This is a genomic window from Ruminococcus callidus ATCC 27760 (assembly GCF_000468015.1).
GTDB classification, from domain to species: Bacteria; Bacillota; Clostridia; order Oscillospirales; family Ruminococcaceae; genus Ruminococcus_C; species Ruminococcus_C callidus.
Window position 1 is genome coordinate 77,510 of sequence record NZ_KI260415.1, and the last position, 24,441, is coordinate 101,950.

The window sequence follows — 24,441 nt, forward strand, 5'->3', positions numbered from 1 at the left end:
ATACCAGCTAAATCGCAAAAAGTCAATTTTTCCGCAAAGAAATGCAAAAAAGCCGCAATGTGATACGCACACTGCGGCTGTACAAAACGTATTTTTACAAATGCCCTCACGAATTCGGTTCCACGATAATTTCCCGATGCGGCACCGGCGTGGAGAACACGATCTGGGTGGAGGTGTTTCCGAAACGCTGAATCTTTCCGATAAACGTATCCAGTTCCTGCGTGGACGGAAATGCCACCTTGATCAGCATGGAGTACACACCGGTAATGCAGTTGCACTCCAGCACGTTGGGGCAGCTGTTAATGAACGGATAAAACTCCGACTTCTGGTCTGCCGACAACTCCAGATTGATGAAAGCGGTAATATGATAACCCAGCTTCTGCCTGTCAATTACGGTATTATATCCCAGAATGATTCCCTGCTTTTCCAACTTATCGATTCTGGAAGAAACCGCCGGAGCCGACAAAAATACCTTCGAAGCAAGCAGCTTCAATGGTGCTCTGGCATTTTCCTGTAACAATGTGATTAACATGGCATCAATTTTATCCATGAATCTATCCCGTCCTTCCTTTGGCTTTCTTTTCAAGAAACCTTATGAAACAAACTTTTTCCGGTGCATCTCTGCATAAATTTGCTTCATGATTTTCATAATTTAAGTATAGCAAAAAGATATGTCTATTTATAAGAAAAAATATAAATTTTCGGATTTTTCTTTATTTTCTTACTTTTTTACGCTGTTAATCTTGTCTTTCGTTCGCTGTACTTCCTGTAAGTTGTTCCGGAAATAATCCTGTGCTTCATCAAGCAAACGATTGACGTATTTTTCCGCAGCATCTTTAATGTCATTGGAGCCGTTCTGTGCCTTTGTCAGCATATCCAGTGCACGCTTTTTGGCTTCCTGCAAAATCGCCTGTTCCGAGATCATGCGGCTTGCACGGGTTTCCGCGTCCTGTATGATTGCTTCCGCCTTTTCTCTGGCTTCATTGATAATGCGGTCGCAGTCAGAATCGATCAGCTTTGCACGCTTGATCTCTGCCGGAATATTCAGATGTGCAGAATTCAGCAATTCCCGCATGCGGTCTGCATCGATCACAGCCTTATGTGCGGCAAACGGAATCGGGCGGGAACGATCCAGCAGGTCGTCCATATCATCTAAAATTTCTTCTATATTCATGACAGCTTCTCCTTTACCAATCGTTTTACAATCATATCCAGTATTTCCGGCGGCACAAAGTGGCTGATGTCACCGCCAAATGCAGCGATCTGTTTCACCACGCTGGAACTCAGGTACATATTCTCTGAAGTTGTAGTCAGAAAGACGGTTTCGGCTCCGGCGTACAGTTTCCGGTTCGCCAGTGCCATCTGGAACTCGTATTCGAAGTCACTCACCGCACGCAAGCCTTTGACGATCGCCGTTGCTCCTGCGTCTTTGACGTAATCCGCCAGCAGTCCGTCAGAAATATCTACCGTCACATTGGGCAGATCCCGTGTAACACACAAGATCATGTCCCTGCGTTCCTGCGGCGAAAAGCAGGCGTTATTCTTCATGATGTTCTTGGACACCAACACGATCACCTGATCGAACAGCTTCGATGCACGGGTGATAATATCCAGATGTCCCACTGTAACGGGATCAAAGCTTCCCGGACAAACCGCAATTCGTTCCATATGTATTTCAGTCCCTTCTGCAAATGTAGGTGGTGACTGTAATGGCACCGTACTTTTTCTGCTTTTTCTGTTCCAGAACGCCTACAGACTGGGGCATTTCCAAACCGGTTTCGTGTTCGCAGATGACAATGCCATTATCCGCCATATGTTCTGCCAACAGCGGCAGCAGCTTTTCATGCATGCCCTTTCGATACGGCGGGTCCAGAATGGCAATGTCAAACTGCATGGCAGTGGACTGCAAAAACGACTGTGCCTCTGTCTGGTGCAGCTGTGCCTGTTCTGCAAACTGTACCGATTCCAGATTTTCCCGTGTCACCTGTAGGGAACGTGCGGAACGATCTACAAATACCACTGATGCCGCACCGCGGCTCAACGCCTCGATTCCCATTTGCCCGCTGCCTGCAAACAAGTCCAGCACTGCCGCATCAGGCAAATCAAACTGAATTGCCGAAAAAATGGCTTCCTTTACTTTGTCGGTAGTCGGACGCACGTCCATGCCTTCCAATGTTTTCAGTCTTCTTCCTCTTGCACTGCCGGCAATTACACGCATACCGATCTCTCCTTTGCAGATGTCATGGGGAATTCCCGCATGACATGTGATTTTCTCAAAGCATGTTCCCCAGGGCAACACACTCTTTTTATTATACAACGAAATGCGGCAAATGTCCAGTATTTTTTTGCAAAGCTTATGATACCGCTTTTATTTACCCTGTAGAATTTCCGCCGGTCATCTCCTGAATCACGCCGTAGAGCTCCTCAGCAGTTGTCCGATTGATGCCGGCAGTGGTTTCCAGTTCCTCCAGTGTTGCCTGTTTCAGATTCACCAGTGTCTTGAACCGGAGCAACAGCTTCTGTGCCTTTTTCTCCCCGATGCCACGGACTTTTGTCAGTTCCATCTGATATGAGGACTTGACGTGAATGCTGTGCATATACGCTACGGAGTAACGGTGCACTTCGTCCTGTATCTGCGTCAGCAGGTGGAATGCAGAACGATTGGCAGAAAGGGAGATCTCCCCGCCGGCACTGGAAATGGCACGGGTGCGGTGCTTCTGGTCTTTCACCATGCCGAACACCGGAATGTGCAGCCCGAAGCCGCTGATTACCGGTGCGATCGTGTTCACATGTCCCTGTCCGCCGTCCAGCAGAATCAAGTCCGGCAGTCTGGAAAAGCCCTCCTCGTCCTGTGCCAGATAGTGTTTCAGCCGTCTGGTCAGGGCTTCTTTCATACAGGCATAGTCGTCCTGTGTGACATGCTCTTTCATGCGAAAACGTTTATAGGCTTTTTTCAGCGGTCTGCCGTTTTCAAATACCACCATGCCGCAGACCATAGAGGTAGAGGAGAGATTGGAAATGTCGTAGGCTTCGATATACTGCGGCGGCTGAGGTAATCCCAGCACGGCTCCCAGTTCCTCCAGTGCCTGCACTTCCCTGCCCGTCCGGTTGAAGCGAATCGCCAGTTCTTCGTTGGCATTATTGCGGGAAAGCTGCACAAACTGGCACAGCATTCCACGTTGGGGAACGGTGATATGCACCCGTCTGCCGGCAAAATTGGTGAACAGCTGCTCGTACATCTCCGGATCGGGCATGGCAAATTCCAGCACAATATTTTTGGGGATCTCTCCGCGGTGATGTTCGTAGTACTGTGTCAGGTAGGAGTCCATGACTTCTTCGCGGGAGGCGTTTTCCTGGAAAAAGAACGTTTCCTTATCAAAAAGCCGTCTGCCGCGATACCGCAGAATGGACACACACTGGGTACCCATATGTTCCGCCATGGCGATCACGTCGGCTTCTTCCAGAGCCGCGTCCATGATCTTCTGGGTTTCTCCGGCTTTGGTCACTGCGGCGATCCGATCCCGCAGCATTGCCGCACGTTCAAAGTCCAGTGCTTCTGCTGCACGCTCCATTTCCTCCTGCATTCGCTTTACGGAATCTGTGCTGCCCATCTGGATATACGCTTTCGCCTGCTGAATCACTTCTGCGTAATCTTTTTGCGAAATGCAGCCGCGGCAAACGCCCATGCACTGCTTGATGTGATAGTTCAGGCAGGGGCGTGTCTTTTTGAAATCCTCCGGAAAACGTTTGCGGCACGTGGGCAGCTGAAATACACGGTTTGCCTCTTTGGCAGCTTCCCGTGCCACATAGCCACTCATATAAGGTCCCAGATAGGTGCCGGCTTTCTTCTTGTTTTTCTCTACCGTCAGTCTGGGATACGGCTCCTCGGAAAAGCAGAGATAGGTATACCCCTTGTCATCTTTCAGCAGAATGTTATATTTCGGCTGATGCTGTTTGATCAGGCTGCATTCCAGAACAAGGGCTTCATATTCCGAGTCGGTGACAATAAAATCGTAGTCATACACATGCTCCACCATACTTGCCACTTTGGGGGTATGGTCGGCTGACTCCCGAAAATAACTTGTCACACGATTTTTCAGATTCTTTGCTTTTCCGATATAGATGATCTCAGACTTCTGATCTTTCATCAAATAAACACCCGGCGACGTTGTTAACTTTGCAGTTTTTTCCCGCAGTACAGGTAAACGACAATTCATACAACGCCTCCGAGTGTTGATTTTCCATTACAATTGATAATGTATTAAGACAGTGCCTTCAGTGCACGCTGTCCGATGTCCTTCCGGTAATGTGCATCTTGGAACGAAATGGTTTTAACGCCTACATAAGCAGTGTCCAGTGCCTCCGGCAGAGTTGCCGCAGTTGCTGTAACGCCCAGCACACGACCGCCGGCTGTCAGGAATGTGTCCCCGTCCAGCTTGGTGCCTGCATGGTAAACAAAGCAGTTTGCAGTCTGTCCGTTTTCGTCCAGACCAGCGATCGGAAGACCGGTAGCATACTTTTTCGGATAGCCGCCGCTTGCCATAACTACGCAGGCTGCACAGCCGTCTTTCCACTGAATGTCCAGCTGATCCAATGTACCGTTCCAGATCGCCAGCATAATGTCTACCAGATCGGTATCCAGCAGCGGCAAAACTACCTGTGTTTCCGGATCGCCGAACCGGCAGTTATACTCGATGACCTTCGGTCCCTTGGGTGTCAGCATCAGTCCGAAATACAGACAGCCGGTGAACGGTCTGCCCTCCTCCTGCATCGCACGAATGGTGGGAAGGAAAATGGTATCCATACACTGCTGTGCAATTTCCGGTGTGTAGTACGGGTTCGGGGCAACAGTGCCCATGCCGCCGGTGTTCAGACCCTGATCGCCGTCCAGTGCACGCTTGTGATCCATGGAAGAAACCATCGGCTTAACAGTTTTGCCGTCTGTGAAGCTAAGCACAGAAACTTCCGGACCAGTCAGGAATTCTTCGATGACAACCTTGGAACCGCTTTCCCCGAAGATCTTGTCTTCCATGATCGATGCGATCGCATCAAAAGCTTCCTGTTCATTCTGGGCAATGACAACGCCTTTTCCCAGTGCAAGACCGTCTGCTTTGATAACTGTGGGATATTCGTTCTTCTCTTTCAGGTAAGCTTCAGCTTCCTGCGGCTTGTCAAATACACGATATTCCGCAGTCGGAATGTGATACTTCTGCATCAGTTCCTTGGAGAACACCTTGCTGCCCTCCAGAATCGCTGCGTTTTTCTTCGGTCCAAAGGTCATGAAGCCCTCTGCCTGCATCGCATCTGCCATGCCCAGTACCAGCGGATCGTCCGGTGCAACAAACACCAGATCCACTGCCAGTTCCTTTGCCAGCTTGACCATACCGTCAATATCGGTTGCCTTTACCGGAAAACACTTCGCATACTTGGCAATGCCGCCGTTGCCCGGTGCACAGTAAAGTGCCTCGACCTGCGGGCTCTCTGCCAGTTTCATGACGATGGCGTGTTCCCGTCCGCCGCCGCCAACCACTAAAATCTTCATGCTGTCTTCCTCCTGCGATCAGTGATGGAACAGACGAATGCCTGTGAACGCCAGTGCCATATTGTACTTATTGCATGTTGCAATAACATGGTCATCACGAATCGAACCGCCCGGCTCTGCGATGTACTGCACGCCACTCTTATGAGCACGTTCGATGTTGTCGCCGAAGGGGAAGAATGCGTCAGAACCGAGGCAAACCTCTGTGTTCTGTGCCAGCCATGCCTGCTGTTCTTCCTTGGTGAACACTTCCGGCTTTACCTTGAATGTATTCTGCCATGCACCTTCTGCCAGCACGTCCATATATTCATCAGAAATGTACACGTCAATTGCATTGTCACGATCCGGACGGCGGATACCGTCTACGAACTGCAAGCCCATAACCTTGGGATGCTGACGCAGCCACCAGATGTCTGCCTTATTGCCGGCAAGACGTGTGCAGTGGATACGGGACTGCTGTCCGGCACCGATACCGATTGCCTGACCGTCCTTGACATAGCATACAGAGTTAGACTGGGTATACTTCAGCGTAATCAGGGAAATCAGCAGATCTCTCTGATATTTTTCCGGAATTTCCTTGTTGTCGGTAACAACATTGGACAGCATTTCCTTGTCGATCTTCAGGAAGTTATGTCCCTGTTCAAAGGTAACGCCAAATACCTGCTTCCGTTCCAGTTCTGCCGGACGGTATGCCGGATCGATCTGAATGATATTATAGGTACCCTTCCGCTTGGACTTGAGGATTTCCAGTGCCTCCGGCTCATATCCCGGTGCAATGATACCGTCGGAAACTTCCCGCTGGATCATCTTTGCAGTGGGCACGTCGCAAACGTCAGACAGAGCAATAAAGTCACCGTAAGAAGACATACGGTCTGCACCGCGGGCACGGGCATAAGCACACGCCAGCGGAGAGAGTTCGCCCAGATCATCTACGAAATAGATCTTCTTCAGGGTATCAGACAGCGGTGCACCAACTGCGGCACCTGCCGGAGAAACGTGCTTGAAAGAAGTTGCCGCACACATGCCGGTTGCTTCTTTCAGTTCCGATACCAGCTGCCAGCCATTGAAAGCGTCCAGCAGATTGATATAGCCCGGCTTGCCGTTCAGTACAGTGATCGGCAGATCGCTGCCGTCCTCCATATAGATGCGGGACGGCTTCTGATTCGGATTACAGCCGTATTTTAATTGCATTTCACTAGCCATGAAAGTGCCTCCTTACTGATTCTTGTTTACGATTCTGGTTTCAGTTTTCTTGGTTTTGAGGTCGATGTACCGAACGAACAGAGAAACCTTGTTCTCCGCATTCAGGCTGTTCCACAGCATTTCTGTGAACGCATCGATGTCACCGGAAACCGCAATTTTCTGCGGTTCGCCGGAAAAGCTCGGCAGCGGATTTCCATCACCCTCATAGGTGTGAATGAAATGTCCAACGCCGGCAATGGGATTAGAATAGGAGAATGTATATCTCTGGCAGGAGGAAGGATCGCCGTCTGCACTTTTCAGAATAGACAGTGCATAGGAAAAGCCATTATTGCTCTGGTCGATCAGTCCGGAGATACGCGGCGTATAGTTCGGTGCGTCCGGTTCGAACTCACGGGTCCGCAGGGATTCCTCAAAAGTTTTCCCAGCCTGCATCAAATCATACACAGTGTCTGTCTGGTCGCCATTGGTCACAATGGTATAATCTCCCAGGACGCGAACCGGTGCGTAGATGATCAGGCTCGGGTCTACCATTTTCGACGGATCAAATGCCTGTGTGCGGATACCTGCACCGTCCTCTACGAAAACGCGGTTCCGGCTGTTTTCACTTCTTCCCATGATAAAGTATGCAAAAACCGCATACGCTCCGTCCTCCGAACGTCCCAGCACAATGCCGCGGCCCGGATAAGAATTCTGCTGCAATTCCTGCTGCAATGATGCAATCTTCATAATTTCCTCCTACTGATATTGCCTTTACTGCTTAATGAATACGGTTTTCTCTCGAACTTCTAACTGTCCGTTGCAGAACAGGTTCACTGCCTGCGGCAGAATCTGCCACTCTGCCTGTTCCATGACACGCTTTTGCAGCACTTCCGGTGTGTCGTCCGGAAATACAGCAACAGGCTGCTGTAAAATGATCGGTCCGTCATCGGCGACTTCGTTGACGAAGTGCACTGTCGCACCGGTAAACTTCACGCCCCGTGCCAAAGCTGCCTCGTGTACATGCAGTCCGTAGAATCCCTCTCCGCAAAAGGACGGGATCAAAGACGGGTGCACGTTGATGATCTGATTATGATATGCCCGAATGATCGACTGATCCAGAATGGTCATGAAGCCTGCCAGTACGATCAGATCGGCATATTCCTGAAACAGTGCTTCCAGCAGTGCCTTGCTGTACATTTCACGAGATGCAAATTCTTTCGGGACGATAACGCGGGTGCCAATGCCGTTTTCTTTGGCTCTGGTCAGTGCGTATGCGTCCGGATTGGAGGAAATCACACAGGTGATTTTTCCGTTCGGAATCTTCCCGTTTTTCTGTGCATCGATCAATGCCTGCAAATTCGTTCCGCCGCCGGAAACCAGCACAACAATATTTTTCATTTTGCTCTGCCTCTTTCTATTACTTGAGGATCACGCCATCATCAGATGCAACCAGTTCGCCCAGCACATAGGCATGTTCCCCTGCTGCATTCAGAATACGGATTGCCTTATCTGCATCTTCCTGAGCCACGCATACCATCATGCCGACACCCATATTAAAGGTGTTGAACATGTCGTGTTCCGGAATCTTACCAGTCTTTGCGATCAGGTCGAAGATCGGCAGAACCTGCACGTCGCTGCGGTCAATCTTTGCAGACAGACCCTTTTTCAGTGCCCGCGGAATGTTCTCATAGAAACCGCCGCCGGTAATGTGAGCGATAGACTTCGGCTGTACCTCTGCCAGCAGTTGCTGAATCGCGTTGACATAGATCTTGGTCGGTGTCAGCAGGCAGTCGCCCAGTGTGGTGCCCAGATCAGAGAAGTGACGAGCCAGATTCTGTTCGTTGACTGTGAATACGTTCCGGATCAGAGAGAATCCGTTGGAATGTACGCCGCTGGACTGCATTGCGATCAGCACATCGCCTTCCTTCTGGCTGTCCATGTTCAGGATCTTGCTCTTATCTACGACACCAACGGCAAAACCGGCAACATCGTATTCATCTTCCGGATAGAAGCCCGGCATCTCGGCAGTTTCGCCGCCGACCAGTGCACAGCCGGACTGTACGCAGCCCTCTGCCACACCGGAAACGATCGATGCGACCTTTTCCGGAACGTTCTTGCCCAGTGCAATATAGTCCAGGAAGAACTGGGGCTTTGCACCGCAGCAGATAATATCATTGACGCACATTGCCACACAGTCGATACCAATGGTAGTATGCTTATCCATGAGAAAGGCGATTTTCAGCTTTGTTCCTACGCCGTCTGTACCGGAAACCAGTACCGGCTGCTGCATTCCTGCCACATCCAGTGCATACAGACCGCCGAAGCCGCCAATGTCTGTCAGCACATTTGCTGTCATGGTTCTGGCAATATGGGACTTCATCAACTCCACTGCCTTGTAACCGGCAGTGACATCTACGCCTGCCTTTTTATAGCTTTCCGAATAGCTTTCCATTTATGTGTTACCTCCAAAGTTTGTCGGGCGAATCCGATACGGAATCGCCGCAGGAAACCGCCTTTCGCAATTTCCCGATCATTCGCCTATCTTCTTTTCAAATTTATCTTTCGGCATTTCCTTCGGCACTTCGATAGGATAATTGCCGGTGAAACATGCTGTACAAAAACCAGTCTGCGGTGTCATGTCCGGCGTTGCCAGCGACTGCACACCTTCTATGCTCAGATACCCCAGTGTATCTGCTCCGATATGTTCACAGATCTCCGGAATGGTCATCTGGCATGCGATCAGGTTTTCCTTACTGTCAATGTCCACGCCGAAATGGCACGGATTTGTAAACGGCGGACAGGAGATCCGCATATGTACTTCTGTTGCACCAGCTTCCCGCAGCAGACTGACGATCCGCTGGCAGGTCGTGCCGCGGACAATACTGTCATCTACCAGAATGACACGCTTGCCTGCCACAACGCTTTTTACCACATTCAGCTTGATCCGCACGGAATCCGTCCGCATCTTCTGATTGGGCTGGATAAAGGTTCTGCCGACATAGCGGTTCTTGATAAAGCCGACTTCATATGGGATTCCAGAAGCCTGTGACAGTCCCAGTGCGGCATCCAGTCCGCTGTCCGGTACACCGATAACTACATCCGCTTCTACCGGATGCTCTTTCCAGAGCAGCTTTCCGGCACGAATGCGGGCATCGTGTACGGTACAGCCATTGATGACAGAATCCGGACGTGCAAAGTACACATACTCAAACACGCACAAAGAGGGCTTCTGTCCGCAGTGTGTCCGGACAGAGCGAACGCCGTCGCTGTCTGCAATAACAATTTCGCCGGGATCCAGTTCCCGTTCGAACTCAGCCTCTACGCTGTCCAGTGCACAGGTTTCCGAAGCAAATACGATACTGCCGTCTTTCCGCCGTCCCATACAGAGAGGACGGAAGCCGTTGGGATCTCTGGCAGCGATCAGCTTCTGCGGGGACATAACGACCAGGGAATAAGCACCTTTCAGGTCATACATGGCGTATTCCACAGCTTCTTCAATAGAAGAACGCTCCAGTCTTTGTTCCGTCACCGCATAAGAGATCACTTCAGTATCGTTGGTGGTGTGAAAAATCGCACCACGCAGTTCATACTTTCTCCGCAGCTCATGTGCATTGACCAGATTACCGTTATGGGCAATCGACATGGGACCTTTTACATGGCGGACCACAATGGGCTGTGCATTGGAACGGCTCGGCTTTCCGGTTGTGGAATACCGCACATGTCCGATCGAAATGTTCCCTTGTCCGAGTTTTTCGATCTGACTGCGGTTAAATACCTCCGGCACCAATCCCAGATCCTTATGATGCGAGAAAACGCCACGATCGTTTACCACGATCCCGCAGCTTTCCTGCCCTCTGTGCTGAAGTGCATACAGTGCAACATATGTCATCGCCGCAACGTCTGTGGTGTGCGGTGAATAGACACCAAACACACCGCATTCCTCATGCAGTCCTGTCTTCAATACAATCATTCCCTTCCGTTCCAGCAATACGAACAGAGCTGACAGTCGGGTTTTCCTACGGCACGAATCGTGCCTTCCAGCGATTGAAATTCCAATGACGTCAGTTGCAGACGCCGACAGATTTCGTCCCGAAGCAGCTTTCCACGCTCTGTGTTAGAGTTGCTGTACTCGTCAATATGCTGCAAACCGGCAACGCCCTCATTTTCATCAATGATCTGGCGTGCGATCAGTTCCATCTCCGAAGTGCTTCTGGAGAAGTTCAGATATTTACAGCCGTACATAATCGGCGGACAGGCAGACCGCATGTGGACTTCCTTCGCACCGTTTTCATAGAGAAACTCAACCGTTTCCCGCATCTGTGTGCCCCTAACAATGCTGTCATCTACGAAAAGAAGTTTCTTGCCCCGAATGAGTTCCGGAACAGGAATCAGCTTCATTTTTGCAACCCGATTCCGCATGGACTGATTGGCTGGCATGAAGCTTCTCGGCCATGTGGGTGTATACTTGATAAACGGTCTTGCAAATGGAATGCCGCTTCGGTTGGCGTAACCAATGGCGTGGGGAACACCGGAATCCGGAATGCCGCAGACATAATCCACGTCCGGAAGCTTTCCGTTTTTCATATCGTTCTCCGCCATGATCTCACCGTTTTTGGTACGCATCACTTCTACATTCACGCCCTCGTAGCAGGCGGTGGGATACCCGTAATACGTCCAGAGGAAGGTACAGATCTTCATCTCCTCCGTTCCCTCATAGAGAACTTCGTAGCCGTCCTTGGTCAGACAGGTGATCTCCCCTGCCTTCAGTTCGTGGCAGGTTTCATACCCCAGTTTCTGGTATGCAAAGGATTCGAACGAGAAGCAGTAGCCGTCTGAACGCTTTCCGATCAGAATCGGCAGCTTTCCTGCCCGATCTCTTGCACAGATAATGGAGTCCTCTGTCATGATGACCAAAGACATGGTACCTTCAATTTTACTTTGAGCATAGCGGATCCCCTCCACGAAGGTCGGCTTCTGTGCGATCAACGCACCGATCAGACCGCCGGAGTTGATGTTACCGCTGCTCATGGTTTCAAAGTTCGCACAGCCGCTTTCCAGAAGTTCTTCGGAAAGTGCCTTTGCATTCTGAATAATGCCGATCGAGCAAACTGCATAAAGCCCCAGTTTGGAACGTACCATGATCGGCTGGGGATCTGTATCACTGATACAGCCGATGCAGATATTGCCCCGCATTTTTTCCACGTCCTTTTCGAACTTTGTCCGGAAAGGCGAGTTTTCAATGCTGTGAATATTCCGCTGGAATCCCAGTTCCGCAGAATAGGATGTCATACCGCCGCGTCGTGTCCCCAGATGTGAATGATAGTCCGTCCCATAAAATACGTCGAGAACGCAGTCGTTTGCTGAAACTGCACCAAAAAAGCCACCCATGGATTATTCTCCAAAGATCCGCTTCATAACTTCCTGATAAGCTTCTTCTGTACCGCCCATATCTCTGCGGAAACGGTCCTTATCCAGCTTCTCGTTGGTCTTTACGTCCCACAGACGGCAGGTATCCGGAGAGATCTCATCTGCCAGAATGATTGTACCGTCAGACAGACGGCCGAATTCGATCTTGAAGTCGATCAGACGAATGCCGATAGACAGGAAGAACTTCTTCAGAACTTCGTTGACCTTGCGGGTGTAATTCTTGATCGTGTCGATTTCTTCCTGTGTTGCCAGACCCAATGCCAGTGCATAGTCATCATTGATAAACGGGTCGTTCAGTTCGTCGCACTTGTAGCTGAATTCCAGAATCGGGCACAGCAGATCTTTGCCTTCTTCTACGCCCATACGCTTGGAGAAGCTGCCGGCTGCAACGTTGCGGACAATAACTTCCAGCGGTACGATAGAAACCTTCTTTACAGCAGTTTCGCGGTCGCTCAGTTCCTCTACCAGATGAGTCGGAACGCCTTCCTTTTCCAGCTGCTTCATGATGTAGTTGGACATACGGTTGTTGATAACACCCTTGCCAACGATCGTGCCCTTCTTTTCGCCGTTGAATGCAGTTGCATCGTCCTTATAGTCTACGATCACAACTTCCGGATTCTCGGTTGCGAATACTTTCTTTGCCTTGCCCTCATAGAGCTGCTCTGTTTTTTTCCAATCAGCCATTTTCTGTTCCTCCAAAAAAATTAAATTTATATCATTATGAAATCAGCAGTTACTGTATTCTGCTGAAATTTTTGCGTCTTTTGCCTTTACGCCCTGTTCCATGTCTGCTTTCATCTGTTCCAGCTTTGCGTCGATTTCCGGATCAGACAGTGCCAGCATCTGTGCTGCCAGAATTGCGGCATTGGCTGCCCCGTCGATTGCGACAGTTGCCACCGGAATGCCCTTCGGCATCTGTACGGTTGCCAGCAATGCGTCCAGCCCGTCCAGTGTAGAAGACTTGACCGGAATGCCGATCACCGGCAGCGTGGTATGTGCCGCCAGAACGCCGCCCAGATGTGCAGCCTTTCCTGCGGCGGACAAAATCACGCCGAAGCCGTTTTTCTTCGCGTTTCCGGCAAATTCCGCAGCCAGTGCCGGTGTCCGGTGTGCGGACATGACATGCACTTCATACGGGATCCCGAACTTGTCCAGTTCGTCCAGTGCACCCTTTACTACCGGCAGATCGCTGTCACTGCCCATGATCACTGCTACTTTTTTTGACATATGTATTCCTCCTGAATCAGAGTTACACACCGCTTGTTGCAAGCCGGTGTGCTGTTGCGGCAAGGCAGTATGCCTCGCCGGTTTATGAAAGCAGAATGCGAATCAAGAAAGCTTCGCCTCTGTTATCACCCATGTTTCTTTTCCGTTCTTTTCCATTTTGAACGTCAGTGTCTTATTTTCCGACGCATTTTCCGCATTGCGGAGCGTCAGCCCGATCTGCCATGTCAGAATCAGTTTTCCCGCCTCGTTTTGTTCTGCCTGCAAATACACGTCAGAATCCATACGGGTCACCCTGGCATCCGCCGGAGCGATATTCCCCAGAACAGCATTTTCATGATCCTGTCCGGTAAGGTCCTGCAGTTTGGAAAAATCCTGCATTTTCACCATATCCAGAAACGCCGCTGTCTGATCGGCACTGCTGCTCCATTCTTCCGGCAGCAGCAGCCCGGCATGTACTTTTTCAGCATGGACAGAAAACGAAATCTTTTCCGTTTTCCGTGCAAGGTCACACTGCACCAGCTGGAGGATATCTTTTTCCAGAGAGAACTGAAACGAATCTTCCCCGCTGGTGACTGTCAGCAATGGTTTTTCCCATGTGCTGCTGTCCCAGACCATAGCATCTGCTGCACGGAAATCGTGGTCATACAACACCACCTGCTGGTTTTCCGCCAGCACCGCCAGATAATAGGAATCTGTCAACGCCTCCACATGGTCATAGACGAAAGGAGCGACCACGTTGCCGTCCAGATCCAGCACACCAACACAATTGCTGTCAGCATTTTCCTGTACGGCAGAAAGGTAATCCGAACCGATAAAATGCAATTCTTTCCATTCCGGTTCCAGAATCAGGTTGCCTGCCGCATCGGATACACCGTAGAGATGATCGTCCCCCTCTACAATGACATTGCCGTTGGAATTCGTTCCCGTGTCAAAAGTACTGTTCTGAGAGCCGGCAGACTTTTTGGAGATGTTTATCGAAAAGCTGACAGTTGCCACGATCAGAAGCACCAGAACCAATACGAGAATGCCTACCGCCAGACGGGTATGTTTGTTCATTTACTGTTCTCCTGCCGCGGTATCCATATCCTTGCGGGCATCTTTTTCAGTTTCCTGTACCAGATAGATCGGGCGTTTTTTGGTTTCCAGATAGGTTTTTGCCAGATACTGACCAGCAATGCCCACACAGAACAGCTGCAAGCCGCCCATGAAGAAAATTGCACAGATCAAAGTGGCAAAGCCCTGTACCGGATCACCGAATGCCAGCTTTTTGATGATGATGACAATAATCATGATAAATGCAATCAGACAGCTTGCCACGCCGAGGATCGAAGAAATTGTCAGCGGTGCCGTGGAAAACGCAAAGAAGCCGTCCAGTGCATAGCGGAACAGTTTCCAGAAAGACCATGTGCTGGTACCTGCTGCACGTTCCACATTCTCGTATTCAATATATTTGGTGCGGAATCCCACCCAGCTGAAAATGCCTTTGGAAAACCGGTTATACTCTTTCATAGCCAGAATGGAGTCTACCATCTGCCGTGTCATAAAGCGAAAATCCTGTGCACCGTCCACAATTTCCGTCTGCGAAATCCGCTTCATGATCTTGTAGAACTTGCGGGAGAACCACGAAAGCAATTTCGGCTCCCCTTTTCGGCTGACGCGGCGGGTCGTGGCACAGTCGTATTCGCCACTTAAAACAATGTTATACATTTTCGGCAGGAATGCCGGCGGGTGCTGCAAGTCCGCGTCCATGATGACCACATAATCTCCGGTGGCATTTTCCAAGCCGGCATACATACCGGATTCTTTTCCAAAATTACGGGAAAACGAAATGTAACGAACGCGTTCGTCCTGCTTCGCCAGTTCCCGCAGCTTTGCCAGTGTTCCGTCACGGGAGCCGTCATTGATAAACAACAGTTCAAATTCGGTATCTGCATGTTCTTCCTGAATCTGCTGCATCACTTTCTGAATTTCTATGTAAAAAAGTGGCAACACTTCCTGTTCATTATAACATGGTACCACAATTGAAATTTTTTTCATAGCGATCCTTTCCGTTCCACAGCCGTCCATATAAATATCGGCTGTTATATTCGGCGTTCCCCCAGGACAACACCGCACAGGCTATGGCAGTATTTTCCTAAAATCTTTTCTCCTTTGGCACGCCTTTATTTATTATACCACCTTTTCTGACATTTTACAATACCCTAATCCGGATATTTTTTTCGATTTTCAAAAAAATATGAGAACAAATCAGGATTTTCCATTTTCACGGTGTTTCAGAAGATCAATTTCAGCTCCGGTGGGACAGGAATTCTGTCAGCCGCCGCTTATAATTCGGGGAGCGGTGGGACATTTGTTCCAGCAAGTCCAGCAGTTCCTTCCTTGTCACCAGCCGCAGATCCTGCACTTCTGATTCCTGCATGGTGCAGTCTTGCAGGGAAAAAGGAATCTGTATATAGTACACATCATGGTAACAGCTGCGGCGTTTGTCCCGAAACAGGAACTGCATCTTTTCTCTGGGAAGTGTCAGTCCGACCTCCTCTTTCGCCTCCCGCAAAGCACCGTCCAGACTGACTTCACCGCAGTCCACTGCACCGGCAGTAATATCCCACTGTCCGGGACGTGTTGCCTTTGTGTCTGAACGCTGCTGAATCAGGAACAGACCGTCCGTGTTTTCCAGAATCACATGGGCACACAGGAAATATTCCCCTTTAGACAAAAAGGTGCCGCGTTCTGCTGTTTTTCCGGTTCGGTTGCCGTGCTCATCATAAATATCCAGCCATTCCATGCTTTACCACATTCCTTTCATCATGCTGCTTTACATTTGATTGCAATTCTATTGTAACATGAAATCTTTTCCGGCTTCAAGAAGCATTTCTGAATATTCTTTGAAAAAAGCCGCTTTACTGCGATAAAACGCTTCATCTGCCTTTTTTACATCAGCTTCCGTACAAGCATTGCACTGCCTTTTCTGAAAATTGCATGAAAATTTGGAAAATCCGCTTTTCATTCCTGCAAGAGTGTGGTATAATAATATGAAATACACTTTTGACAACCCTGTTTCCTTACAAAAGGAGGTTTTCCCTATGTCCAATTTCAGAGAAAGGCTGATGCAATTCATGCGTGGCAGATACGGCGGGAACGATACCCTGAACAAATTCCTTTTCGGGGTATTTCTGTTTTTCCTGCTGGTCGCCATTTTTTCCAGCAAAAGCAGTGCGGCAAACAGCATCTTTAATCTGCTTGCCATTGCAGTGCTGGTGTATTCCTATTTCCGCATCTTTTCCAAGAATATTGCACGCCGGCAGGCAGAAAACGCAAAGTTTCTGGAACTGACTGCCCCGATCCGCGGCTTCTTCGGCAAGAAAAGCGGCGACAAAACACACCGGATCTTCCAGTGCCCCCAGTGCGGACAGAAAGTCCGTGTTCCCAAGGGCAAGGGAAAGATCGAGATCACCTGTCCGAACTGCCGCAATCACTTTATCAAACGGAGTTAAGCGATGTACGGGTACATTCGGGCATACAAGCCGGAACTGCGGTTTCGGGAATATGACATTTACCATGGCTGTTACTGCGGACTTTGTGAGGCACTGCATCGGCGGCACGGTACAGCGGCACGCTGGACGCTAAGCTATGACATGACTTTTCTGATCCTGCTGCTGACCGGTCTGTATGAACCGGAAGAAACCAAGACGGAACAACGCTGTATTGCACACCCGTTTCACAAGAATCTGCACATACAAAGTGCCGTGACAGACTATGCCGCAGATATGAGCATTCTGCTGTTTCGTGACAAGTGCATGGACGACTGGAACGACGAGCGAAAGATCTCCCGTCGTGCCGCCGCCGGCATGTCCTCCAGAAGCTACCGGAAAATCCAACAGCAGTATCCGGAAAAGTGCAGCGTTGTCCGCACACAACTGGAAAAACTGCACGAAATGGAGCAGAATCACGAATCCAATCCGGAAATTCCGGCAGGTTGCTTTGGCACCATGCTGGGCGAATTATTTGTCTGGAAAGATGACATCTGGGCAGACACGCTCCGGCAGGTGGGATTTTATCTGGGAAAGTTCATCTATCTGCTGGACGCTTATGACGATCTTGAACACGACCGAAAAAAACAGTGCTACAACCCTTTTCACCAGACAGACACCACCGAGCCGCAGTTTTCGCAGAACTGCGAGGCTCTGCTGCAAATGATGATGTCTTCCTGTGCGGCGGCATTTGAACGGCTGCCCATTCTGCACTATGAAGAGATCCTGCGAAATATTTTATATGCCGGTGTCTGGACAAAGTTTTATCAGAAAAAGAAAGAACAGGAGAAATAAAACATGGATCCATATGAAGTACTGGGGATTCCCCGCACCGCAACCGATCAGGAAGTGAAAAAGGCTTATCGTGCCCTTAGCCGGAAATATCACCCCGATGCCAACGTGGACAAACCCAATGCAAAAATGTATGAAGAAAAGTTCAAGCAGATCCAGCAGGCATACCAGACGATCATGGACGAACGCCAGCACAAGAACTCCGGCGGATATGGCGACTTCTACAACCGGAACACCTCTGCGGGAGCCGGCGACGAGAACAGCGTTCACTTGCAGGCTGCCGTAAACTTCATTCGCAACGGCAGATTTACCGAAGCTGTCCGCGTACTGGAAGGCATCAGCAACCGAAATGCCCAGTGGTACTATGTTTCTGCTGTAGCACATTCTGGTGCCGGCAACAACGCTATGGCTCTCCAGTATGCCAGAACCGCTGCACAAATGGAACCCAACAATTATGAATATCAGAAACTGGTACAGCAGCTGGAATCCCCTGGTTTCTCCTACCAGCAAATGCAGCAGCCTTATATGGGCGGCGGCTTCGATGACAGCGGCTGTGTTCGCTGCTGTGCGGCAAATATTTTGCTGAACCTGATTCTGGATTGCTGCTGCAATTGTACCTGACACAAAGAAAATGGTCTTATATTTTGGAAGTATTGCACAATATTTTTTCAAAAAACTGTACCATGTGAGAAAAATCATGGCTTCTCTCGGAATTTTCACGGAAAAGTGTTTACTTTTCCCGCGGAATATGGTATGATGACAATTGAGGTCATACCAATTTCAGAAGCGGCTCCCCCACAGCCGCTTTGAAGAATGAGGAGATTCTATGATGTTTTTCAATCATAAAAATACAGAGCCGGAGCAATCGCGAAGTTCTAATCCATTTTTCTACTATGGCGGAAATTATCCCGGAGAAACATCAGAACCCTTTTATCATTCCGGAATCAAGAACTACAACCTGCGTGTTTCTGTTGCAACACACATCGGAAAAGTGCGGGGCAATCATGAGGACAACTTCTATCTGGAAGGGTTGTATATGAACGACATATTCCGGAACGATTTTTCTGCTTCCTATACCATTCATTACGCAGACGGCATGAGTTTTGCGGTGTTCGATGGTATGGGCGGAGCAGCGTATGGCGAAGTGGCATCGGAAATTGCGGTGCAGACACTCCGAAAATACGAGAAAAAGCTGAAACACGCAGACGGGACACGTATGCTGGATCAGCTGGTTTCTTCTTATACCACGGAGGCAAACAACGCCATTTGCGACATGCTCACAGAAAAGCACTGCCAAACCGGCGGAACTACTTTTTCCATGCTTTATTTTCTGGGAGATGCGGTAAAGTTATATTATCTGGGGGACAGCCGGATCTATCGCTATCAGACGGATCAGTTGACGCTGCTCACCCGCGACCATACCGTTGCCAACCAAAAAGTAGAAGCTGCGATCTATACAGAAGAAGAAGCCAAGCACAGTCCCGATCAGCATCGGCTGACATTGTTCATCGGCTCCGACCGCAAAAAGACGGGGTTAAATGCGGACAGCAGACCCCCCTTGCCGTTGGAAGTCGGCACAAAGTTTGTGCTGTGCACCGATGGACTGACCAATATGTGTTCGGACGAAGAAATTGCAGAGCTTCTCTCCGAAAATTATTTCAATGAAGCCGCAGTGCTGGTGCAGGCTGCACTACAGAACGGTGGCGTGGATAATATTACCTGTATCGTGCTGGAAGTGCTTCCGGCAACAGACGACAAGGAAACTGACTGATAAACTGAGGTGACAGCATGTAAAACTGCATGTTGCCTTTATATCCGGTGATAATTGCCATAACAAGCAAAACCGGCACAAGATGTTGTGAAAGCATCTTGTGCCGGTTTTTTGTATCATTTTATGATTTCTGAAATCAGATACGTTCTACCTTCATCATATTGGTGGTATTGGAAACGCCTACCGGTGCACCGGCAGTGATTACTACAATATCCCCCTTGTTGACCAAATCGGAACGGAGAGCAGCGTGAATCGATGCATCAAACAGCGAGTCGGTATTGGAAACTTCATCGACCAGCATCGGATAAACGCCCCAGCTCAAGTTCATCTGCCGGCGTACCCGTTCGCTTACCGTACAGCTGATGATCGGGCAGCACGGACGATACTTGGAAATTTCTCTAGCAGTGACACCGGACATGGTTACTGTCAGAATGGCAGCTGCGTCCAGATCGTGTGCTGTGGTAACTGTCGCGTGGGCAATCGCATTGGCAATGTCCGCGTTCTTTTTGGTACGGCTTGCAGAATGCATGCCCTTATAGTCAATATCGTCTTCGGTGGTACGTGCAATCAGATCCATGGTGCGGACAACCTCTACCGGAAAGGCACCGGCAGCGGTTTCGCCGGAAAGCATGATCGCACTGGTACCGTCATAGATCGCGTTGGCAACGTCTGTGATCTCGGCACGGGTCGGACGCGGATTGGTAATCATAGATTCCAGCATCTGGGTTGCAGTGATGACCTGCTTGCCCGCCTGATAGCCCTTACGAATCAGCTGCTTCTGGACAGACGGAATCTGCTCAAAGGGGATTTCTACGCCCAGATCGCCGCGGGCAACCATGATGCCGTCAGAGGCTTCCAGAATCTCGTCGATATTCCGAACGCCTTCCACATTTTCGATTTTGGCAATGATGCGGACATCAAACCAGCCCAGACTCTGGGTATACTTCCGCAGATAGTCAATATCCGCAGAAGTCCGCACGAAGCTGGCAGCGATAAAGTCAAATCCCATTTTCGCTGCGAATTCCAAGTCGTTTTTATCGCTTTCACTGAGGTATGGCATAGACAGCTGTACCCCCGGCACGTTGATTCCCTTATTGTTCGAAAGAACACCACCGTGAATGACATGGCAGACAATTGTAGTGACAGTCACCTTTTCCACAACCATTTCAATTACGCCGTCATTCACCAGAATGTGCACGCCCGGCTTGACATCACGGGGCAGGTTCTTGAAAGAAATGCTGCCTACCTTATCATCACAGAGAACATCATCAGTAGTCAGTGTGTAGGTGTCGCCGGTTTCAATGGTGACTGGCTTATCATCTACAAATTTGCCCAGCCGAATCTCCGGTCCTCTGGTGTCCATCAGTGTGGCAATAGGCAGACCCAGTTCTTCCCGCAGGCGGGAGATCTGCTCAAACCGTTTTTCGTGTGTGGCGTGGTCGCCGTGGGAAAAGTTAAAACGAGCGACGTTCATGCCCGAAAGCATAACTTGCCGCATAACGGAATCGTCATCTGTCGCCGGTCCGATCGTACAAACAATCTTTGTCTTTCTCATAAGTAATTCACGCATCCTTTTGGTTGTATAGATTCTTTCATATGCTTATCTTTTATTAGTATACCACAAAACACAGAAAATGAAAAGTTAATTTTACGAAAAGTATTTTACTTTTTTCTTTTCTGAGATAAGCATTCTCTGAAATTTCTTTGATTATCAAATCAGCTGTAGGATTCGTCCAAAAATGCCTCGAGATTTTCGGAAAGAATTGCACGATTTTCCGAATCCGAAAGTTCCAATGCAAAAAAGCGTTCCAGTTCCTTTCTATAATCCCACATGGGGTAGTCTACGCCAAAGAAGCAGTTCTCTGCCCCGAAGTGGGACAGCAGCTTTCGAATCTCCTCCGGCGGCAAAAACGGCAGGCTGCTGCTGGTATCGAACCGCAGCCGTTCATCCGGCTGTAAAATGGCGTTTGCCTCTTTCCACTGCCCCCAGCCGCCGAAATGTGCTGCAATGATCCGCAATTTCGGGAACTGCCGCAAAATCATTGCCAGACGGTACGGGTGGGAAAAGTCGGACTTGGCATCACCCATATGCATCAGGATCGGCAAACCGGAGCTCTGGATCATTTCGTACATAGGATATGCCCGCGGATCATCAATGGGAAAATTCTGAAAATCCGGATGCAGCTTGACACCGCGAAGCTGTAGGGATCGCAGCTGCTGAAAATCTGCCTCCACGTTTTCCGCATAAGGGTGCAGCGTTCCGAAAGCAGTGCACATGGGGTATGCCGCCGCACAAGATGCCAGAAAGCTGTTGATCGAGTGTACCTGTGTCACGGTAGTTGCCGGAGAGCAGACCAGAAAATGATCGATACCAGCAGCCGTGCCATTCTCTAACATTTCTGCCACTCTGCCATGGTACTGCATCGGCAGATCATAAAAATGAGAAATCCCCTCTGTTGCCTTTTCCGCGATCTTGTCCGGAAACACATGGGCATGAGCATCTGTGATACGATAACCGTTTTTCAAGAATCATTCCTCCAGCTTTTTGATTTTTGGGTGGCTTGCCATTAACCGTTTGGTGCCGACCTGATCGAATCCGACTTCCAGCATTGCATCATTTGCCATTTTGGTAATTGAAAGCACGGTGCCGTCGCCGAAAACCGCATGTCTTACCCGTTCACCTACGTGAAATTCCTTGGGCTGTGCCTGATACACCCGTTTCTTGGACGCAGCCATTTGCTGCTGCAACAAAGAAATAGATTGCACAGACTCCGCATTGCCTGCCGGAATCCCCCGCTTGGACTGCCGCCGGGAAGTTTTTTCTTCCAGCAGTGACTTGTCGATTTCTTCCAGAAACTGCGAGGGTGGATTTCGCATGGTCATACCAAACAGCATACGGCTGGCAGCAGTAGTCAGCGTCAGCTTCTCCTTGGCACGGGTCAGTGCTACATAAGCCAGACGGCGTTCCTCCTCCAGATCCTGCGGTGTGCTCAGGCTGCGATTTCCGGGGAAAACACCCTGCTCCATACCCACCAGAAAAACATTCCGGAATTCCAGACCCTTGGCGGAATGCACTGTCATCAGCATCACCGTATCCTGATCCGGTTCGTATTTGTCCACGTCCGTGTACAGAGAAATTTCTTCCAGAAATCCGCCGAGAGAAGCTTCTTCAGCTTCGTTCTGGTAGGTCAGGATCGAGGTTTTCAATTCCTCAATGTTTTCCAGACGGAACGTGCCCTCCTCACCCATGCTTTCCAGCATGCCATGGTAGCCGGTTTTCTCCAGAATCGTATCCAGAAACTGTTCCAGCGGTTGTTCCCGTTCTGCGGTGATCAACGTCTCCCAGAGTTCTGCAAACTTTTTCAGTGCCGTTTTTTTCTTGGAAAGTGCCGGATACTGTTCCACATTCTGCAGGACCTCCAGCGGAGAAAGGTGCAGATCCTGCGAAATTTGCAGCAGCAGGGCAAGGGTAGCGTTGCCGATTCCCCGCTTAGGCTCGTTGACGATACGTTCAAACCGCACACGGTCGTTGGGATTTTCCACGATGCTCATATAGGCGAGAATATCTTTAATTTCCTTGCGGTCATAGAATCGTGTGCCGCCGTAAATGCGATACGGGATTCCCTTATGTACCAATGCCCGTTCCAGCATGTTGGACTGGGCGTTCATACGGTACAGAATCGCATGGTCGCTGTACTTTTCGCCAGCTTTCACCTGTTTCAGAATAGTATCCGAAACATAGGCAGACTCGTCCGATTCGTCTGCTGCTCTGTACCACGTGATCTTCTCCCCCGCTCCGGCATTGGTCCAGAGATGCTTGGACTTTCTGCCGGTATTGTTGGCAATCACGCTGTTGGCAGCGTCCAGAATGTTCTGGGTGGAACGATAATTCTGTTCCAGACGAATCACGGTGCAGTCCGGAAATTCTTCTTCGAATCCGAGAATATTTTCGATCGTCGCTCCGCGGAACCGGTAGATACTCTGGTCATCATCACCCACAACACAAAGGTTTCCGCTGGCATGAGTCAGCAGCGAAATCAGCTGATACTGAGCATGGTTCGTGTCCTGATACTCGTCCACCAGTACATAGGGAAAACGGTACTGATACTTTGCCAGTTCCTCCGGAAACCGCCGGAACAGTTCCACAGTCAGGTAAATAATATCGTCAAAATCCAGAGCGTTGGATTCCCGCAAATGCCGCTGGTACGCCGCATACAGTCTGGCAACCGTCTGCTTGCGGTAGTCTTCTCCGGCATCTTCCCACATTTCCTCCGGCGAGATCATCGCATCTTTGGCGTTGCTGATCTCCTGTACGATACCCCGCGGTGGAAACTGCTTTTCGGAAACATTGCAGTCTGCAAGGCAGCTTTTCATCAGCTTTCGGGAATCGTCCGCATCATAAATGGCAAAGTCACTGCCGTATCCCAGCCGTTCGATGCTTCGCCGCAGGATCTGTACACAGGCAGAGTGGAACGTGGAGGCATGCACGGAAGATGCCAGTTCCTCTCCCAGGGTGCTTGCCAGACGTGCCCGCATTTCTCCGGCAGCCTTATTGGTAAAGGTGATCGCCAGAATGTTCCACGGACGGATCGGGGCAATTGCCAGTATCTCCCGCAGGCGTTCCACGTCTTCCGGTTCTTTTCCGTCAATGTAGGCTTGCAGCCAGACGGCATCTTCTTCCGGCAGGTAGCCGTCTGCCTGTGCGTAGCCGTCACCAAAATAAATCATGTTGACAATTCGGCTGATAATGGCGGTGGTCTTGCCGCTGCCGGCACCGGCGAGCACCAGAACCGGTCCGTTTACGGAAAAAACCGCCTGCTGCTGTTGTTCATTCAGAGAATGAAAATATTTTCGGAATGCCTGCTGTTTTAATGCAATGCACTCTGCTTCTGTCATAGCTTTCTCTCCTTACTTTCGGGATTTCAGATTCGCATATGTGTTTAGGCAATACCGCACAAAGAGCGTCTGGCGAC

Annotated in this window: 25 protein-coding genes; 4 read left to right on the plus strand and 21 right to left on the minus strand. The window is 49.8% G+C overall.

The features are described from left to right. Nucleotides 1-106: 106 nt before the first annotated feature. The 18 genes from RUMCAL_RS08955 to RUMCAL_RS15975 form a co-directional block, all read right to left on the minus strand. Complete coding sequence (locus RUMCAL_RS08955) at nt 107-550, minus strand: Lrp/AsnC family transcriptional regulator (RefSeq protein WP_021682441.1); 444 nt, start codon at nt 548-550, stop codon at nt 107-109. 171 nt (nt 551-721) lie between these two features. Next, nucleotides 722-1,174 (minus strand): hypothetical protein, encoded by a 453-nt coding sequence (locus tag RUMCAL_RS08960; protein ID WP_021682442.1) that lies wholly within the window; start codon nt 1,172-1,174, stop codon nt 722-724. After that, nucleotides 1,171-1,668, minus strand: coding sequence for a pantetheine-phosphate adenylyltransferase (gene coaD / locus RUMCAL_RS08965; RefSeq protein WP_021682443.1), 498 nt, complete (start codon nt 1,666-1,668; stop codon nt 1,171-1,173). The genes RUMCAL_RS08960 and coaD overlap by 4 nt, the downstream gene beginning before the upstream one ends. Before the next feature lie 7 nt (nt 1,669-1,675). Beyond that, nucleotides 1,676-2,218, minus strand: coding sequence for a 16S rRNA (guanine(966)-N(2))-methyltransferase RsmD (gene rsmD, locus RUMCAL_RS08970; protein ID WP_021682444.1), 543 nt, complete (start codon nt 2,216-2,218; stop codon nt 1,676-1,678). Between the two features lie 154 nt (nt 2,219-2,372). Further along, on the minus strand, nt 2,373-4,217 hold the full coding sequence (gene uvrC, locus RUMCAL_RS08975) for an excinuclease ABC subunit UvrC (RefSeq protein WP_040647686.1): 1,845 nt from the start codon (nt 4,215-4,217) through the stop codon (nt 2,373-2,375). 44 nt (nt 4,218-4,261) lie between these two features. After that, a complete protein-coding gene (gene purD, locus RUMCAL_RS08980; protein WP_021682447.1) occupies nt 4,262-5,542 on the minus strand; it encodes a phosphoribosylamine--glycine ligase in 1,281 nt (426 codons plus the stop codon). 18 nt (nt 5,543-5,560) lie between these two features. Beyond that, nucleotides 5,561-6,742, minus strand: a complete 1,182-nt coding sequence (locus RUMCAL_RS08985; protein ID WP_021682448.1) for a phosphoribosylaminoimidazolecarboxamide formyltransferase — start codon at nt 6,740-6,742, stop codon at nt 5,561-5,563. A 12-nt stretch (nt 6,743-6,754) separates the two neighbouring features. After that, the gene (locus RUMCAL_RS08990) at nt 6,755-7,468 is read right to left on the minus strand and encodes an IMP cyclohydrolase (RefSeq protein WP_021682449.1); all 714 of its coding nucleotides are present in this window, start codon (nt 7,466-7,468) and stop codon (nt 6,755-6,757) included. A gap of 24 nt (nt 7,469-7,492) precedes the next feature. Beyond that, a complete protein-coding gene (gene purN, locus RUMCAL_RS08995; protein WP_021682450.1) occupies nt 7,493-8,119 on the minus strand; it encodes a phosphoribosylglycinamide formyltransferase in 627 nt (208 codons plus the stop codon). Nucleotides 8,120-8,138: 19 nt separating this feature from the next. Next, nucleotides 8,139-9,173, minus strand: a complete 1,035-nt coding sequence (gene purM / locus RUMCAL_RS09000) for a phosphoribosylformylglycinamidine cyclo-ligase (protein ID WP_021682451.1) — start codon at nt 9,171-9,173, stop codon at nt 8,139-8,141. 78 nt (nt 9,174-9,251) lie between these two features. Further along, nucleotides 9,252-10,691 carry an amidophosphoribosyltransferase gene (purF, locus tag RUMCAL_RS09005; protein ID WP_021682452.1) on the minus strand — a complete coding sequence of 480 codons (1,440 nt, stop codon included), beginning with the start codon at nt 10,689-10,691 and terminating at the stop codon, nt 9,252-9,254. After that, the gene (locus tag RUMCAL_RS09010) at nt 10,688-12,109 is read right to left on the minus strand and encodes an amidophosphoribosyltransferase (RefSeq protein ID WP_021682453.1); all 1,422 of its coding nucleotides are present in this window, start codon (nt 12,107-12,109) and stop codon (nt 10,688-10,690) included. Before RUMCAL_RS09010 ends, purF begins: the two co-directional genes overlap by 4 nt. Nucleotides 12,110-12,112: 3 nt before the next feature. Further along, nucleotides 12,113-12,832 (minus strand): phosphoribosylaminoimidazolesuccinocarboxamide synthase, encoded by a 720-nt coding sequence (purC, locus tag RUMCAL_RS09015; protein WP_021682454.1) that lies wholly within the window; start codon nt 12,830-12,832, stop codon nt 12,113-12,115. 42 nt (nt 12,833-12,874) lie between these two features. Then, the gene (gene purE, locus RUMCAL_RS09020) at nt 12,875-13,375 is read right to left on the minus strand and encodes a 5-(carboxyamino)imidazole ribonucleotide mutase (protein WP_021682455.1); all 501 of its coding nucleotides are present in this window, start codon (nt 13,373-13,375) and stop codon (nt 12,875-12,877) included. A gap of 102 nt (nt 13,376-13,477) precedes the next feature. Further along, on the minus strand, nt 13,478-14,431 hold the full coding sequence (locus RUMCAL_RS09025) for a WG repeat-containing protein (protein ID WP_021682456.1): 954 nt from the start codon (nt 14,429-14,431) through the stop codon (nt 13,478-13,480). Beyond that, complete coding sequence (locus RUMCAL_RS09030) at nt 14,432-15,412, minus strand: glycosyltransferase family 2 protein (protein WP_040647687.1); 981 nt, start codon at nt 15,410-15,412, stop codon at nt 14,432-14,434. Between the two features lie 250 nt (nt 15,413-15,662). Continuing rightward, nucleotides 15,663-16,160 (minus strand): NUDIX hydrolase, encoded by a 498-nt coding sequence (locus tag RUMCAL_RS14665; RefSeq protein ID WP_021682458.1) that lies wholly within the window; start codon nt 16,158-16,160, stop codon nt 15,663-15,665. Nucleotides 16,161-16,208: 48 nt separating this feature from the next. Beyond that, nucleotides 16,209-16,427, minus strand: a complete 219-nt coding sequence (locus tag RUMCAL_RS15975; RefSeq protein WP_040647688.1) for a hypothetical protein — start codon at nt 16,425-16,427, stop codon at nt 16,209-16,211. Nucleotides 16,428-16,458: 31 nt separating this feature from the next. Here RUMCAL_RS15975 and RUMCAL_RS09045 point away from each other — a divergent pair, with 31 nt between their 5' ends. The 4 genes from RUMCAL_RS09045 (at nt 16,459) to RUMCAL_RS09060 (ending at nt 19,468) form a co-directional block, all read left to right on the plus strand. Continuing rightward, on the plus strand, nt 16,459-16,869 hold the full coding sequence (locus RUMCAL_RS09045; protein WP_040647689.1) for a hypothetical protein: 411 nt from the start codon (nt 16,459-16,461) through the stop codon (nt 16,867-16,869). Nucleotides 16,870-16,872: 3 nt separating this feature from the next. Beyond that, the gene (locus tag RUMCAL_RS09050; RefSeq protein ID WP_040647694.1) at nt 16,873-17,700 is read left to right on the plus strand and encodes a DUF5685 family protein; all 828 of its coding nucleotides are present in this window, start codon (nt 16,873-16,875) and stop codon (nt 17,698-17,700) included. A 3-nt stretch (nt 17,701-17,703) separates the two neighbouring features. Next, nucleotides 17,704-18,318, plus strand: a complete 615-nt coding sequence (locus RUMCAL_RS09055; protein ID WP_021682462.1) for a J domain-containing protein — start codon at nt 17,704-17,706, stop codon at nt 18,316-18,318. A 205-nt stretch (nt 18,319-18,523) separates the two neighbouring features. Next, the gene (locus RUMCAL_RS09060) at nt 18,524-19,468 is read left to right on the plus strand and encodes a PP2C family protein-serine/threonine phosphatase (protein ID WP_021682464.1); all 945 of its coding nucleotides are present in this window, start codon (nt 18,524-18,526) and stop codon (nt 19,466-19,468) included. A gap of 136 nt (nt 19,469-19,604) precedes the next feature. On the opposite strand, the gene pyk is transcribed toward RUMCAL_RS09060, so the two are convergent. The 3 genes from pyk to RUMCAL_RS09075 form a co-directional block, all read right to left on the minus strand. Then, nucleotides 19,605-21,023 carry a pyruvate kinase gene (gene pyk / locus RUMCAL_RS09065; protein WP_040647697.1) on the minus strand — a complete coding sequence of 473 codons (1,419 nt, stop codon included), beginning with the start codon at nt 21,021-21,023 and terminating at the stop codon, nt 19,605-19,607. Nucleotides 21,024-21,184: 161 nt separating this feature from the next. After that, nucleotides 21,185-21,994, minus strand: a complete 810-nt coding sequence (locus RUMCAL_RS09070) for an amidohydrolase family protein (protein WP_021682466.1) — start codon at nt 21,992-21,994, stop codon at nt 21,185-21,187. Nucleotides 21,995-21,997: 3 nt separating this feature from the next. Continuing rightward, nucleotides 21,998-24,364, minus strand: coding sequence for an ATP-dependent helicase (locus RUMCAL_RS09075; protein WP_021682467.1), 2,367 nt, complete (start codon nt 24,362-24,364; stop codon nt 21,998-22,000). Between the last annotated feature and the right edge of the window lie 77 nt (nt 24,365-24,441).